Raw genomic sequence first — 14437 nt, 5'->3', positions numbered from 1 at the left:
GAGCCGAACCGCCGCCTCGGTCAGGGGTACCAGGTTGGTGGGCCGGGGTAGGCGAGTGCGGGGCCGGGTTGGGGGCGGAAGTAGCGCCCCGATGGTCTGCTCCACAGCAGGCAGAGGGCGGTCGCGGCGACGAGGAGGACGGTCAGGTCCAGCAGGCGGCCGCTGAGGGTCGTCTCGACGAGCAGTCTGATGAGGATGCCGAAGGTCGCCACAACGAAGTAGATGGTGGCCAGTATCCGCCCCCAGTGACCGCCTCGGCGGCATCCGAGCACAGCCGAAAGCCAGAGACCCTCGCAGATCAGGCCGCCGGCCACCAGGAGCACGAGACCGCCGACGAGGCGCGCGTACGCATCCTGGGCGGTGAGTGCGTCGCTGTGGCCGGCGAGGTGGCGATAGCCGAAGTAGCGGGTGATCCCGATGTCGACGACGTCCGCCAGGGTCAGAGCCATGCCGAGGTACATGAGCCGCAGCGCGGTCCGCACGGACGCGGGCATCGCGGTCGCCCGCGTGGGCGAGTCGAAGTGCTGTTCGGAATCCCCGGCCCACATCAGCCCGACCCCGGTGACACCCGCCAGCGCCGTCGCCGCGTCTATGGAGCTGACCCATGAGTGTGCGCGGGTGTCTCCGAGCAGCTTGGCCAGCAGGAAGAGGGTGCCGAGCAGGCAGCCGCAGGTGGCCAGGACCCTGCCCCAGTTGTTTCCCTTCCGGCAACGGAACGCGACCCAGGTCCACGCGGCCGTCGCCGCGAGACCGCCCAGCTCGAACCAACTGATTGTCATGGCGGCCTGGCTGACGACGAGGTCACTGTTACCGATCGGGTCCTGGCTTGCCTCGCGCAGCGCGGCGTTGCCGTAGTTCCGGCTCAGCATGGGCACGGTGACCAGGGTGTTGAGAAGAGTCAACACGATTCCGGCGTACATGAACCGCAGCCCGACGCGGACGGTCGCCGCCATCGGCCGGTGCCGCGCGGCCGCCGGTCGGGCGTCGGCGAGCCAGGGGGCCGTCCGCTGCCACGCCTTTGTCGCGTAGTCCAGGCAGCCGCGCACGGCAAGGACATAGGTCCATTCGGTGCGGGTGGCCGCGCCCCAGGCACGCCAGCCCTCGCCAGGAACGTGCACCAGCAGATGGGCGGCGCCGGTCGGGTTCGCCGCGCGTGCTCCGTCGAAGAAGGCCCAGCCGGAGACCGCGTTGCAGAAGGCGGTCCAACCCTGCTCGCTCTCCCGTTTCCGTCGAGGTGGCAGCAGGAGGATGACGCGCTGGTGGGGCAGTCTTTCCGCGATCATCCGGAGCTCCCACAGTAGTCCGCAGTTGATCTCTGTCGGGGTGGCGGAGATCACGACAGCCAGGCTGTCCGCGGCGTAGGCCTCGACCTGATCCTTCCAGTTGACGTGCGGGAGATGCATTTTGGCGGCACCGAGTGTGCGAAGCCGGATGTTCGGGTCGTTGGCGGCGATCAGCGGGCCGTACTGGTTGAGTCGCCAGGCGAAGGTCTCCTCGAACGGTCGCGTCCGGCGAAGGGCCAGCTTGCCCACGAGGCCGCGCCTGCTGGGGCCGGCCGCCTCGATCCTGAATTCGTCGTCGCCGAAGTTGCGCAGGTACAGGATCGGTCGGCGCGGATCACGCTGCAGCAACGTCTGTGCCTCCTCGGTCAGCAGGCGCAGTCCGAGCCGGTCGAGGGCAACCGCGGCGGCTCCGAGCAGGGCGAGCATGGCTGCGGCCAGGCCATAGCGGAAAATCTCGCTCAGCAGAAAAGAGCCCGCCACGCTGGTGAGCGAGGGGCCGGCTCCGTCGGCCTGGCTCTGGCCCACACTCCCGAGCGTGATCAGGTCACCCACCTGGAACGCCGCGGCGGTGAAGACCGCTGGGAGGATCAACAGCTTGGCGATGAAACGCAGGCCAAGACCGATGGCGCTGCTGGGCCGGCGTTCGTCGGTCTCATAGACCTCGTCGGAGTAGAGCGGGTCTCGCAGAGCACGGCAGAGCGGAGTGAGCGCCAGTCCGCCGAGTATCAGCGCACAGACTGTCGCGAAGAACGGGACGCCTCCGCTGGGGCTCCGGTCGCCGGTCAGGTTTTCTGCCGCGCCGAAGTAATCGGCCACGAAGACCACAACGCCGCCACCGACCATCGTCCGGCGCGTGACCGCCACCGTCGCCCACGCCAGCGAACGTCGCCGGATCCGGCCGACCTCCGAACCGACGTCGGTCCAGGACGGTGAGGCCGGGGGCAGGTCGTACGTCTCCCTGCGCCGACGTGCGCGCACGGCCCTGACCGCGATGAACACCGCGATGGCGATGAACGGAAACAAGAAGATCGTACTGGCGATGACGCTTTTCATTGCTCGGCCCCCGTAGTCAAGCAATCCCCCCGGATTACCTTAGCTAGGAAAGCAGCAACCGTGGCGCCTCGTCAGGTGTCGCCTGGGGTGGCCCTCCCGGTCGGGAGGAAGATCGTCCCCGGCTATCCTGGCGAGGTGCTGGGGGGAAAATTCTTTCGTATCGCGCGGCCGAGGGCGAAACGGCCTGGTCGCTGGTCTCTGGTCGCTGGTGCGGTCGCCGGCGTGATGCTGGTGACCAGCACCGCGGCGGCCTCGCCCGCGCTCNCCGCCTCGACGGGGACGTCGTCCCCGACACCGGCGATGATCGACCAGCCGCAGGTCGAAGGCGTGGGGAGCTGGACGCTCGCCTCGCGCGTGACCGGCCGGCTCTCCGTACCGGGCGCGGACGCGGGATGCCCGGCGGCGGCGCGGGCCTGGCGCGCGACCGGCGTGACCGTGTCATTGCGGGTGGTCACCTGCCGGACGGCGACGGACGCCGGGGTCTACGCCTGGCGCTTCCTGCGCCCGTTTGACCGCGACCCTGTTCGGCTGAAGCGGCACGCCGACCGTGTTCTGATCCTGATTCCGCCTCTCGACCGCGGCCTGCCCAGGCTGACCGGGGAGGTCCTCGAATCAGGTCGGACCGTTGTGCTCAGCTCGGTCGAGCTGGCGGACACCTCCCACCTCGACGCGACCGCCGTCCTGGACACGGTGACCGCGCAGCAGGCCGCGCTCCTGCCCGATCCGCCGGACCGGGGCGGCCCACCAGACCCGCGCTCGTCGACCGGCTTCCTCTCCGGCCTGCTGACCCTCGGCTGGTGGGCGCTGTTCTTCCGACCGTATGCGCTGTTCAATGCGGTCTGGCGAAGCCGCTACGCGACGCGGCGGGGCGACCCGCGCTGGTGCGACGTCACTCGCCTCGCCCGTCGCCTGGCCTGGGCGCGCCGCGTGCGGGTGGCCGCGCGCGCCGCGACGGTGGTGCTGGTCGTGGGCATGGTTCTCGCTGCGCGGGTGCAGATCTGGTCGCTGTGCTCGGCGGCGGTGCTCGCGATCGTCGCCTGGGCGCCGCCGCCGGCCATGTTGGCGCCGAGGACGGCGCGCGTCGCCGCGGCGATGCGGGCGACCACCCGCACACTCCCCGGCCGGGACGCCCGGTACCGGGCGCTGACCAGCGCGGCCACGGTGCTCCTCGGCGCCGGACTCACCATCCTGGTCGCGCAGTACCTGCTGTCGACCGGTGGGCTCGAGGACGCGCCGATGCTCCGGGGTGGCTGGTTCGACCCGACCTACCTGGACGCGACCTCAGGCACGAGCCGAGTGTGCGCGCTGGTGCTCTGGCTCGCCCCGATCGGGCGGGCCGCCAGCGCCGGACCCCTCGCCGGAGCCCTATGCCTGGCCGCGGCGGTCGTGGCACGGCGCCTGGCCGCCCGCATCGCCCTGGCCGCGCCGCCGGTGCCAGCCTCGACCGCGGTGCCAGCCCCGACCGCGGTGCCAGCCCCGACCGCGGTGCCAGCCCCGACCGCGGTGCCAGCCCCGACCGCGGTGCCAGCCCCGACCGCGGTGCCGGTGCCGAGCACTGCGGCTGGTGGAGCGTCGGGCCCGTCGCTCGGGCCGCCCGTCCGCGCGCTCTGGCCACCGGACGAGTTCCGGCTCGCCGCCCGCGTGGTGGCCGCGCCGCTCGTCGATCGCTTCGCCTGGCCGCGCCGTCGCCCGTTCCGCCCGTTCGCACAGCAGTGGCTGGGGCGGCTGGGACCGTTCGCGCCGTTCGAGCGGGCGACGGAGCCGAGCGCGGCCGTGGTCGCCCTGGTGGGTGGGTCGGAGCATCTCGCGGCGGTGGACCGCGCCGCGCCGCGGCTCGACGCTGCGGCGGCCAACGCGCCTCTGTGCCTCGTTGTGCCGCCGCTTTCGGCCAAGGACCTGACCCCGCGGTGGCGGCTGTTCCTCACCGCCGCCGCCGGGCAGCCTCGGCTGGCTGGGCTGCTTCACTACGTTCGCCACGCCGGGCCACCGGAGCGGCTGGAGCAGGTCGTCTACTCGGGGACGCTGGTGGCGGTCCAGGCCGCCGACGGCTCCTGGCGGGTATGGGGCGCCCGCCGCCGCACCGAGTGGACCTACGCCGTCGCGATGAGCCTCGCCGCCGAGTTCCTCCTGGCCGAACGGGGATACGACCGGTCAGCGGTCGCGCGCCTGGCACTGACCGAGGCCCCTGCGGCCCCGACGGGACCGGGGATGCCGGAGGTGCCGGAGGCTCCGGTGATGACGGGACCGGCGGCGACGCGGCCCGGGGGCGCCCTCCCGCGTGCCGGCGAGGGGACGGCACCCGGCGCGTCGTGTGACTGGGATCCGCTGCGCGGCGCGCCGGTGGCATCCACGGTGACCGACGTGTTCCGCGACCTGGCCAGCAGGACCGAGGGACGCCCGGTCGACACCCGCGATGTCCTCCTCGCGCTACCCGCCGTCGACCACGGCGCGGACTGGCGGCGTGTCTGGATCGACACCGCTGACCCCGACTACCTGGCAGGGCTCCACGTCGCCGACGCGGATTCGGCGCCGGCCCTTGCCTACGCCGGTGCACGGCTGACCGGGACCTGCCTGCGTGCCCTGCGGCTCGCCGGCCTGATAGCGGCCCACTGGGAGCTGGGGCCGGTGCCGCCGGCAGTACTGGCCCTCGCGGTTGTGGTCGACCCGGACGGGGCGGCCGTGCAGGCGCTGGCCGCCGCCGGCCTGAGCGAGCGCGACGTCGTCGGCCTGGTCCGGGACGCCGTGCTCGGCATCAATCTGGAGAACCTCGACGAGCGCCTGCCGGAGTTGGCGCGGGCGGCCGGCATCCTGCCGCGAAGAGATGTTCCCTAGCGGCAGCCAGGCGTGGGCCGCCACGGGGCGTCGACGACTACGCGGCCGGTGCGATCCGGCCCGATGCCGGGCCCAGGGCGCGGGCATAGTCGATCGCGGAGGACAGCGCGGCGGCGTACGTCCACTCCGTGCGCGCCCCGGCGCCCCACGTCACCCAGCCGACCGCCGGGTCGAGCACCATGACGATGGCTCCGCTGTGACCGTCGTCCCGGTAGGAATCCAGCGCGCGGAAGCGGGGGTAGACCCGGGCTGCGGCCACGAACAGGCTCCAGCGGGTGACGAGGTCCCTGCGGGGGTGCGGGCCGAGGACGAGGAGTACCGGCCCGATCGCGCGGTCGCGGTCGAGCAGAGCGAGTTCCCAGCGCAGGCCGGGCTGTACGGCCTCGGGCGTCGCGGCGACCACCACGGCGCTCGCCGCGACGGCGTACCTTTCGACCACCTCCTTCCACGCCTCCCCGTCCTTCCCGGTGGGCAGGGTCAGCCGCGCGGCGCCGATCGTGGGTAGGCGGCTGCCCGGCGGCTTGGCCGTGACGACCGGCGCGAGCCGGTTGAGGTGGCGGGCGAGGATCTCCTCGAACGGCTGGCGGGCGAACGGGTTGAGGCGTTCCACCAGGCTGGTCCGCCCGATCGCGCTGGGGGACATCTTGAGCTTGTCGTCACTGAAGTTCCGCAGATACAGGACGTACGGCGGCGGCAGGTGAAGCTTCGAGGGAAGCGCGAAGCGCCGGCCGGCCCGGCGCAGCAGCGTCGCGGCCGCCACCAGCCCGACGGCCGTGGCCAGCGCGATCTCGAGAGCGTACTGCGGCGGCAGGGTCAGCGTGAACACGAACAGCCGCAACACCGGATTGAGGCCGGCCACGTTGACGTAGCGCAGGTCGAGCGAGCCGTCCACGAACAGCGGCGACTGGGAGATGCCCGACGCGAGCGCCGCTACCGGGACCAGGACCGCCAGCACCGCCGCCGCGAGCAGGCCGACGCTGACGATCCCGAGCACGAGGCTGATCCAGGCGCTGCGCGACGCGAAGACCCGCAGGCCGCGTACCCGGGCCGGCCGCCAGCCGCCGATCCTGCCCAACGGCCGGATCCACCCCAGGATCGCCAGCACGAGGAGACCCAGAACTGAGCCGATACTGATACTGCCCGGGGCCGCGGTCGCGGCGGCGAGAAGGAGGAACAGGGCTCGCGCTGTCGCACGCAGCCGGACCCAGTGCTTCAGCCGGCTGGCGGGTCGCGTGACGTCGATCCACCGACTGTCACCGGCACGGACGCCGTACCGTTCGCCGCGCAGCGGCCTGGTAGCCATCGCCCACGGACCGATGATCGTGAGGTAGGCGACCAGCAGCGCGGCGAGGGTCTGGTTGACGCGTTTGGAGCTGATCGCCCGCCACTGCGAGACGATGTCGGTGTTCGGACCCGGGGTCAGCCGGGCCTGGGCCGCCGCCGTCCGCTCGACCACGTCCACCTCGTTGAGGGTCGAGCCCGGTGGCGCCGCGGCCCCGACGACGATGAGCAGCCGACCCCGGGCCAACGCGTCCAGCGAGCAGGGGCCGGATCGGCTCTGGGCGCAGACCAGCAGGAGCGAGTGATCCGGAAGCTCCGTCTGCGTGTAATGGGCGTGGTTGACGGCCTGAACCGTCAGCGACCAGAGCGCAACCGCAGCGTCCTGGGCCGTCTGGCAGTCGAACAGCGTCACCGTCACGCGGAACCCGGCGACCCCGTCCCAGCGTCGCAGTTGGCTCGGGCACCGTGCCGGGGTGCCCGCGAGAATCGTCTGGCCCGGCCCCTGCCCGACGAACCGCCAGCCCGCTGGCCCGGCCGCCGGCATCGGCGGCGGTGCGGTGATGAACCGGGGCGCCGAGGTGGTGGTGGGGGTGGTGGCTGCGGAGGCCTCGGCCGGCGCGGTGAGCCAGCTCAGGCTGAACATCGCTGCCAGGACCGCGGCGGCCAGACGGGCGCCGATCCTGGCGCGCCTGCGTCCGTGGCCCGGTCGTCGGCTTTCTCGTCGGCCCGGTGTCATCGCCATGCTGCCCCCCGTTATGGCGCGACGTGCTGCCGGATCCCGCCCTGAGCCGACCGGACCCGCGCGATCGGAGCACCTCGGGGGCAAGCACGTCGGCGACGGCCGCGGCCTCGGCCGTGGCTGATCGAGTCCCGCCGTGTTCCCGCCACCGTCGAAGGTCGACAATAGCTGCGTCGATCATCGGTCTCGGCGTGGGGAGGGTGTATGNGCTCGGCCGAGCTCGTCGTCCATCTGGTCACGCCGTTCGACGAGGGCCCGCTTGGGGAACGGGCCTACGCGCGGATGCGCGGCCTGTGGTACGCCTGCCGCGAGGTGCTGGGCCTGTCGCAGCCGGCTCACGTGGTCGGCGTGCCGGCCGACCTGCCCTGTTCCCTGCCCGCCGCTCGGGCGGGCGACCTGCTCGCTGTCCAGCAGGCACCCGATGACGGGCGTGGCGTGTTCCAGACGGTGCTGCGGCGCCAGCACGCTCTGCTGTGTCTTTCGGCGATCCTCGCGCCCGCCGAGTCGCCGCGCCGCTCAGGGGACGGTGCCAGCGGAGACGGTGCCAGCGCAGACGGTGCCAGCGGGGACGGCGAGGGCGGCGCGTCCACCCGTGCGTCCGGCGGCGAGACCGTGGCCGTGAGTCGAGGTGGCTGGTCGGCGCTGGACGCTCGCTGGGAGACGGCAAGCGCGCCGTTCCGCTCGGAGTTCGTGGACGAGACCAGGATCTACCAGGCGCTGCTGCCCGAATTCGACGTCTTCGCGCACTACCCCCACGCGGCGAGTCCGTCCCTGGCCCGGGCGTGCTCGGCGGCGTTACCGGAGTTCACCCGTGCCGCGGGCTGGGAGGCCCGCGGGGGCACGACCATGTCGGGGTTCGCCGTCTGGGAGCCGGGGGGCGGTGGGGACTACCGGACCCTCCGTCGGCTGGTCGTCCTGGCCGCTGCGGCGCGCGAGGCCGCGCTGGGTACCTGGACCTGGTCGTCCGGGGACACCGCGCCCCCAGCCCTGGCGCTCTACCTGGCGCAGGCCGCGAAGATGCGGCTGCAGGGCCGGGTCTGGTCCGCCGGAACCACTGCCGACCGGCTGCGCCACCGCCTGGACGGCACGGCGAAGGAGATCGGCGGACGGCTGGCCCAGACGGGCCTGCTCGGCGCCGGCCCGTCCTCGCGGCTCGTCAACAGCGTGGACGCGGACCTCGCGGGACGGCTCGCCCAGCTTCGTACCGACTCCTTCCATGAACAGACCGTCCGGATGACCATCGACGACCTGCGCCGCAACGTGGAGGTCGCCGCCGCCAACATGCGGGCGCTCACCGCACGGGAGGTCATCCCGACCGGGTATGCCGACCCGTTCGGCGACGACCAGCGGTGCGCCGAGCACCTCCTGGGTGTGCTGGCGGACGGCGCGGGCTACCTGCGGACGGCGGGGCGGCGGGCGCGCGAGGTGGTGCGTGTCTGCGAACGGCTCGGCGTCGTCTCCGAACCAGTGGACGGGGCCGTGTTCGACCTGCAGCTCGCCGGCGAGGACCGCCTGACGCTCCTGGACGAGCTGGCCGACGTCTACGCCGACCTGATCAGGGCACGCCAGCTCCTCGAGGAGCTGGGCGTACCGCGTCGCCGCCTGCCGGCGGAAACGGGACTGAGTGCGCGGGCCTGGTGGGGCGAGGTGTTCCACGAGCTGGAAAGCGGGCTCGTGGCGACGCCGTACCGCGACCTGCTGCGTGCGGTCCTGCGGCACTATCGCCACAATCAGGTCTTCCGGGCGATCGCCGACCGATACAGCGCAGGCACGTGGGCAGATCCGCCCGGCACCCCGGCGGAGTGAGCGCGACGCGCCCGCCCAGAGAGCGCTTCGACTCGCCGTCCCGCTGCCCAGGCGGCGGCACCTGAAGACCGGGCTGGCGACGCGGCGCCCGGTGGCCGGTGGCCGGCGGGGGGCTTACGGACACGGACCGCACGAGACTACACTCTGCGGTACATCATCTGGAGCGCCGGAAACGGCGTCCAGAAGCAGGATTTACGGGGGTTAATCTTGTTGACCAGGCATTCGGGTGGGCTGTGGTGAAGCGCGCCCTGCTCGTGGGCATCGACGAGTACGACAGTTTCCGGCGTCTGCGAGGGTGCTGTGGTGACGTTCGCGCGCTCGAGCCACTGCTCCAATGGAACGAGGACGACGAGCCCAATTTCAGTTGCGTCTCACTCACCAGCGACCGCGAGCTGATCACCCGGGACGACCTGCTGGCCAACCTGCAGAGACTGCTCGCCCCGGCGGCCGACGTCGCACTGCTGTACTTTGCCGGCCACGGGTACCCGGAGCAGAACGACGTCGTCCTGACCACCATGGACGGAACCGAAAAGACGCCGGGCGTCCCGCTATCCCAGGTTCTCGCGCTGGTTCAGCAATGCTCGGTTCCCGAGGTCGTCATACTCCTCGACTGCTGCTTCTCCGGTAGGGCCGGCAGCGTGCCGCAGCTCGGATCCGCCTCCGCGACATTGCGTTCGGGTGTTTCGATCATCACCGCCGCCCGTGGTGACCAGACCGCTGCGGAGACCGCTGGGCGTGGGGTCTTCGCTACGCACCTTGAGCATGCGTTGAAGGGGGGCGCGGCGGATCTGCTGGGCAGGGTGACCCTCGCGGGGCTATATGCCTACCTTACCGAGATGTTCGGGCCCTGGGACCAGCGTCCCACGTTCAAGGCCAACATAGACCGACTTCACGAGCTCCGGCAGATACGACCTGACCTGTCGCGCAAGAAGCTGCGACAACTGGCCGAAATCTTTCCGGAGTCGACCTACCATCTACCACTCGACCCGTCCTACGAGCCGACTGAGCAGCCGCACGACGACAGACATGAGGCAGAATTCTCGTTGCTCCAGGCCGCGCGCGCCGTGAAACTGGTCGAGCCGGTCGGTGAGGATNACCTCTATTGGGCCGCCATCAACTCGAAGGCCTGCCGGCTCACCCGGCTGGGCGAGCACTACTGGACACTCGCACGCCAGGGGAAACTATGACCACCGTCGGGTTCTCCGGTCATCAGAACCTGCCGCCCGAGGGCGTTCCGTACATCACCCGCGAGATGCAGGCGTACCTCGCCTCGGTCGGGCGCCCGCTGGTCGGCCTGAGCTCGCTCGCGGCAGGAGCCGACCAGCTCTTCGCGCGAGCCGTGCTCGCGGCCGGCGGCTCGCTTCGGGCGATTATTCCCAGCCACGACTATGCCGCGACCTTTCAGGTGGAGACAGATATCGCCGCCTATCGTGAGCTGCTCGGGCTTGCCGACGAGTCGTGCCTGCTGGATTTCGGGGCCGCCTCCGAAGAGGCGTTCTTCGCGGCGGGCCGTGCCGTCGTCGATGAAGCCGACGAGCTTCTCGCGGTCTGGGACGGACTGTCGGCCCGCGGTCTTGGTGGTACGGCCGATGTCGTCGCCTACGCCGGTCAGCTGGGAAAGCCGGTCACGGTCGTGTGGCCGGCGGGCCTACGGCGCTGACGGGGTGGTGATCCCATGTCCGCGGAGGGACGGATGACCAACAGTAAACCGGACGTCCAGCCGTGGCCGGACGAAGACTCGCGAGCGTCGGCCGCGCGGACGCTCCGCTCGGCGGCCCGCTGGTCGCTGCCCCCGCACCACTGGCAACGGCGCGACGCCAGAACCAGGACGGTCGCGACGGCCCTGCGCCAGCTTGAACAGGCACTCGCGGACCAGGACCCGCGCTTGTTCGCCGCCGCGGTCCGCGACCTGAGGTACTTCGCGGACCGCGCCCTTGGGGACACCGACACCCGCGCAGTCCTGGCCGGAAGCATCCCGCTCGCCGTGGACCCCGCAGACTCCTCCGCCGGTCTCGTGAACGGACCACCGACAGAGCTTCGGCTGCGCATCGACGTGCTGATCACGGCGTTGGACGTCCCGGCCGAACTCGGCTCCGCCACGGTCACGGCACAGTCCCCGAGCCAGATCGATGAGTAGCCCCGTGCGGACTTTCTGGTACGCGCTGAGGCCCGGCGCGGGGTGACGCGGCGCGGCGGGTCCGTGTCCGCGCTCCGACCGTAGCCGAGACGCCGTCGCGGTCAGCTTTTGCCTGCTCTTCACCTCCGGTGCGAGCGACGCGCCGCGCTCTGCGAGAGCGTTCGGTGGCCGGTCGGGTGGAGTCCGCGAAGGGGATGGGGACCGGCCATCCTCCGACGCCGGGGGCTATCGGGCGTCGGGGGCTATCGGGCGTCGGGGGCTATCGGGCGTCGAAAATCTGGATGCGGCTGGTTGCGCGCAGCGCGAAGATGCCGATGCAGTCCGCCTGGCCGGTGGCGGGTAGCCACGCGTCACCCAGGTGGCTCGCCACGGAAACGCTGCGGCCGGACGCAATGCTGGTCTGCGCGATCCGGTTTCCCGTGGCGTCGAGATAGTAGAGCTGGATGAGCTGGGAGCTGCGGTTTTCCACCACGAGTTGCACCGGCGCCTGGAACAGGGACCGGATCCGGCCCTCCGACGAGCACGGGTACTGACTCGCTCCGGCGAAGGTGTACTGCAGCGGCCGGGGACCGGCCGGTGCCGTCCCGATGGGCGGCCGGTATGGCGAGGTCGCGGCCCCGCCGACGGTGGCGAACGGCCACGGCGGAGCCGTCCGCGCGGTGGGGGACGGGCCGGCGTCCTCGGACGGCGTCGGGGTGGGCGATGGCGACCGGGTGGCAGATGGCGACCGGGTGGGAGATGAGGTGGGGTAGGAGATGGTCGGGGCCGGGGTGGGAGTGGGCCCGTCGGGCCCGGCCGTCAATCTGGTCGCGACGCCTACGCTGAAGGTCACCACCGCGAGAATGCCCGTGACCACCGCCCAGAAGGCGACGGCCCTGCTGCCGAGCAGGCCGCCGTCGGAACCACCGGAACTGCTCACAGGCCCCCCAACCCATGACGCACGGCCGCCGCGGATCCGGGAATCGACTGTGACCGCGCCGGATATCGCCGCCCGTGAAGTGATCTGATCGCACTGTACCCGCTGCCTCGGAGGCATCGGAGCGGTGCTGGATGGCACAGCGCGACGGAGCACGTCGGACTGGGCCCGTCGGACTGGGCCCTTTTCGGTACTACGGCGACGGGTTCGCCGCCGCGGCGATGAGGTCGACGGAATCGGTGCAATCGACCTGATCGAGATCCGGACGGGGCGTGTCCCGGAAGCCGGCAGGCGTGGCGAATCCCGGGAGATCAGTTCCCCGCGGTGGCGTCGGGAAGATACCGAGCAGGAAGCGGTCGGGTCGGACGACGGCGACTCTCGGCGCGTTCACTCTCGGCGCGTTCACTCTCGGCGCGCTCGGTCTCGGGGCGAGGGCCCGTGATGCAGAGCTTCCGTCCACGCCCGGGCTCCCCTGGCCCACGCGGCTCACGCGGCTCACGCGGGCCAGGGGGCTCACGCGGGCCAGGCGGGGGGCGGTCAGGAGGCGTACCAGGGTGCCGTCCAGGTCCTCGAAGACCGGGCAGGTCACCTCGGCGACCGCTCGCAGACCGCCGGGTGGCACGACAGCGAACGCGGTGGCGCCGCGCCGGTCCGCCCAGGCGCGCGCCGTTGGATCCAGGCCGGCGACGGGGTCACCGCCGAGGCCGATCAGTGTCCACCCGTCGGTAAGAAGATCGTCGAGCTGGCGGCGGTGGCCGTCGAGGGTACGCAGGCGGGGATTGGGCAGGACGAGGCCGGCGCCCGGCAGCGGGCCGGCGACCCGGCCGGGCAGACGGGGGCGCTGTTGGGTGGCACCGCCACGCAACGCCTGGCGCAGACCCGGGGTCCGGCCGAGGGTGAACAGGAGGGTGCGGGTGAGCCGGGAGAGGGCCGGGTCGGTCGTCTGCAGGACGCGGCCGATCCGGAGCGATCCGGCGATCACCGTCTCGACGTGCCGGCGTCGTTCCCGTTCGTAGCTGTCGAGCAGGTCGTCGCGGGCAAGGCCGCGCAGGATCTCGTCGAGTCGCCAGGCGAGGGCGGCGGCGTCACGGACGCCCGCGCCCAGGCCCTGCCCGCTGAACGGTGGCATGCTGTGCGCCGCGTCGCCGGCGAGCAGGACTCGCCCGCGCCGCCAACGGTCGGCCGTACGGGCGTGGAAGGTGTAGACGGCCGTGCGCGTGACCTGGACCTGGTCCGGGTCGACCCAGGGGCGCAGCAGCGCGCGCACGCCGGCGGGCGCGGCCATCTGCTCCGGATCCTCGCCGGGGAGCAACATCCACTCCCACCGGTGACCGCCGGGCATGGGCATGCTGACCGACGGGCGCCGCGGATCGCAGCTGTAGGTGAAGTACGGCAGGTGCGCCAGCGGCGCCGGGGTGGTGACGTCGACGACGAGCCAGCGTTGCGTGAAGGTTGATCCCTGGTAGCCGATGCCGAGCATGCGTCGCACGGGGCTCGCGGCACCGTCGCAGCCGACGACCCACCGAGCGCGTAGCCGGCTGCCGTCGTCCAGCTCGACGGTCACGCCGTCGTCGTCGTGGCCGTCGTCGTGGCCGTGGCGGGCCGCGTTCCCGGTGCCGGACCTGGTGTGCTGGTGCAGGGCGGTGACGGCGCGGCCGAGGTGAAGCCGGACCGTCGGCAGGGTGGCGATGCCGGCGCGCAGGTCACGTTCGAGGGTGGGCTGGTGGAAGAACGCGGCGGCGGGCATGCCGAGCTCGCTCTCGCCGAGACCCAGCTCGATCAGGACCCGCCGGCCTGGCCCGAGGATCGTGCTGCGCTCGGAGGCGTGGACGTGGTCGATCAGGTCACCGAGGCCCGGCAGCCGGACCAGGAGGCGCAGGACCTCCTCGTCGAGGCTCACCGCGCGGGGCAGTGGTACGGGCTCGTGCTGCGGCTCGACGACGGCCACCGACAGCCCGCGTCCGCCGAGCAGGGCGGCCAGCACCGCGCCGACCGGGCCGTAGCCCGCGATCAGCACGTCGACCTGCGGGTCGTCCTGGACCTGCGGGTCATCCCGGAGTTGCGGGTCATCCCGGAGCTGCGGGTCCTTGTGCGATCCGGCCGGCCGCGGTGATGGCAGCGACAGTGCCGGTCGCCCTGGGGCCAGCACCTGGACATCGTCGTCCACAGGTTCGTGTCCCTTCATGTGGCCGTTCCGCGAACCGTCCAGTGACGGAAGGTAGATGACCTTTCTGCGCTGCGCAACGGCCGGCTCCGCTGTGGCACGAAGTCTGTCCGTCAGCGGATACCGAAAGGCGAACGAACGCCTCCATCGGGTCCGCGAGGACGGTGAGTGCCCTTACCTGCACGGTTCAGGCCGACGTCGACGTCCGGGGGTGATTCCCGGCAGG

The 14437-nt window shown here is 72.0% G+C and carries 7 protein-coding genes and 1 pseudogene; 4 read left to right on the top strand and 4 right to left on the bottom strand.

The genetic code is table 11. The annotated features are described in order from the left end of the window. Positions 1-20: 20 nt before the first annotated feature. Together UK82_RS20790 and UK82_RS20780 are read right to left on the bottom strand one after the other, a co-directional pair. On the bottom strand, positions 21-2306 hold the full coding sequence (locus tag UK82_RS20790) for a hypothetical protein (RefSeq protein ID WP_055408833.1): 2286 nt from the start codon (positions 2304-2306) through the stop codon (positions 21-23). Between the two features lie 2899 nt (positions 2307-5205). After that, positions 5206-7092 carry a hypothetical protein gene (locus tag UK82_RS20780; protein WP_055408828.1) on the bottom strand — a complete coding sequence of 629 codons (1887 nt, stop codon included), beginning with the start codon at positions 7090-7092 and terminating at the stop codon, positions 5206-5208. Positions 7093-7396: 304 nt separating this feature from the next. Between UK82_RS20780 and UK82_RS43020 the strand changes: the two genes are divergently transcribed. The 4 genes and pseudogenes from UK82_RS43020 to UK82_RS20760 form a co-directional block, all read left to right on the top strand. Further along, a partial coding sequence (locus tag UK82_RS43020) for a CATRA conflict system CASPASE/TPR repeat-associated protein (protein WP_396230604.1) occupies positions 7397-8994 on the top strand: 1598 nt, incomplete at its 5' end. Between the two features lie 98 nt (positions 8995-9092). Then, positions 9093-10088 (top strand): annotated as a pseudogene (locus UK82_RS43015) (caspase domain-containing protein); the annotation flags it as partial. Between the two features lie 89 nt (positions 10089-10177). Beyond that, positions 10178-10654, top strand: coding sequence for a hypothetical protein (locus tag UK82_RS20765; RefSeq protein WP_044884980.1), 477 nt, complete (start codon positions 10178-10180; stop codon positions 10652-10654). Between the two features lie 33 nt (positions 10655-10687). Further along, a complete protein-coding gene (locus tag UK82_RS20760; protein WP_152989959.1) occupies positions 10688-11131 on the top strand; it encodes a hypothetical protein in 444 nt (147 codons plus the stop codon). Positions 11132-11390: 259 nt separating this feature from the next. Here the strand turns inward: UK82_RS20760 and UK82_RS20755 are convergent, their stop codons facing one another. Together UK82_RS20755 and UK82_RS20750 are read right to left on the bottom strand one after the other, a co-directional pair. Then, entirely contained in the window at positions 11391-12050 is a 660-nt protein-coding gene (locus UK82_RS20755; protein WP_052681052.1) for a hypothetical protein, read from the bottom strand. A gap of 190 nt (positions 12051-12240) precedes the next feature. Next, entirely contained in the window at positions 12241-14196 is a 1956-nt protein-coding gene (locus tag UK82_RS20750) for a bifunctional 3-(3-hydroxy-phenyl)propionate/3-hydroxycinnamic acid hydroxylase (protein WP_236706223.1), read from the bottom strand. Between the last annotated feature and the right edge of the window lie 241 nt (positions 14197-14437).

Origin of the sequence: Frankia sp. ACN1ag (assembly GCF_001414035.1) — a bacterium.
In the GTDB taxonomy this organism is placed as follows: domain Bacteria; phylum Actinomycetota; class Actinomycetes; order Frankiales; family Frankiaceae; genus Frankia; species Frankia torreyi.
The sequence above is the reverse complement of the archived record's forward strand: the minus strand, read 5'-3'. Positions and strand labels throughout refer to the sequence as shown.

Excerpts from the sequence above, each read along its gene's own strand:
- UK82_RS20780 (WP_055408828.1), bottom strand. The coding sequence starts at position 7,092 with ATGTTCAGCCTGAGCTGGCTCACCGCGCCGGCCGAGGCCTCCGCAGCC.
- UK82_RS20765 (WP_044884980.1), top strand. The coding sequence starts at position 10,178 with ATGACCACCGTCGGGTTCTCCGGTCATCAGAACCTGCCGCCCGAGGGC.
- UK82_RS20760 (WP_152989959.1), top strand. The coding sequence starts at position 10,688 with ATGACCAACAGTAAACCGGACGTCCAGCCGTGGCCGGACGAAGACTCG.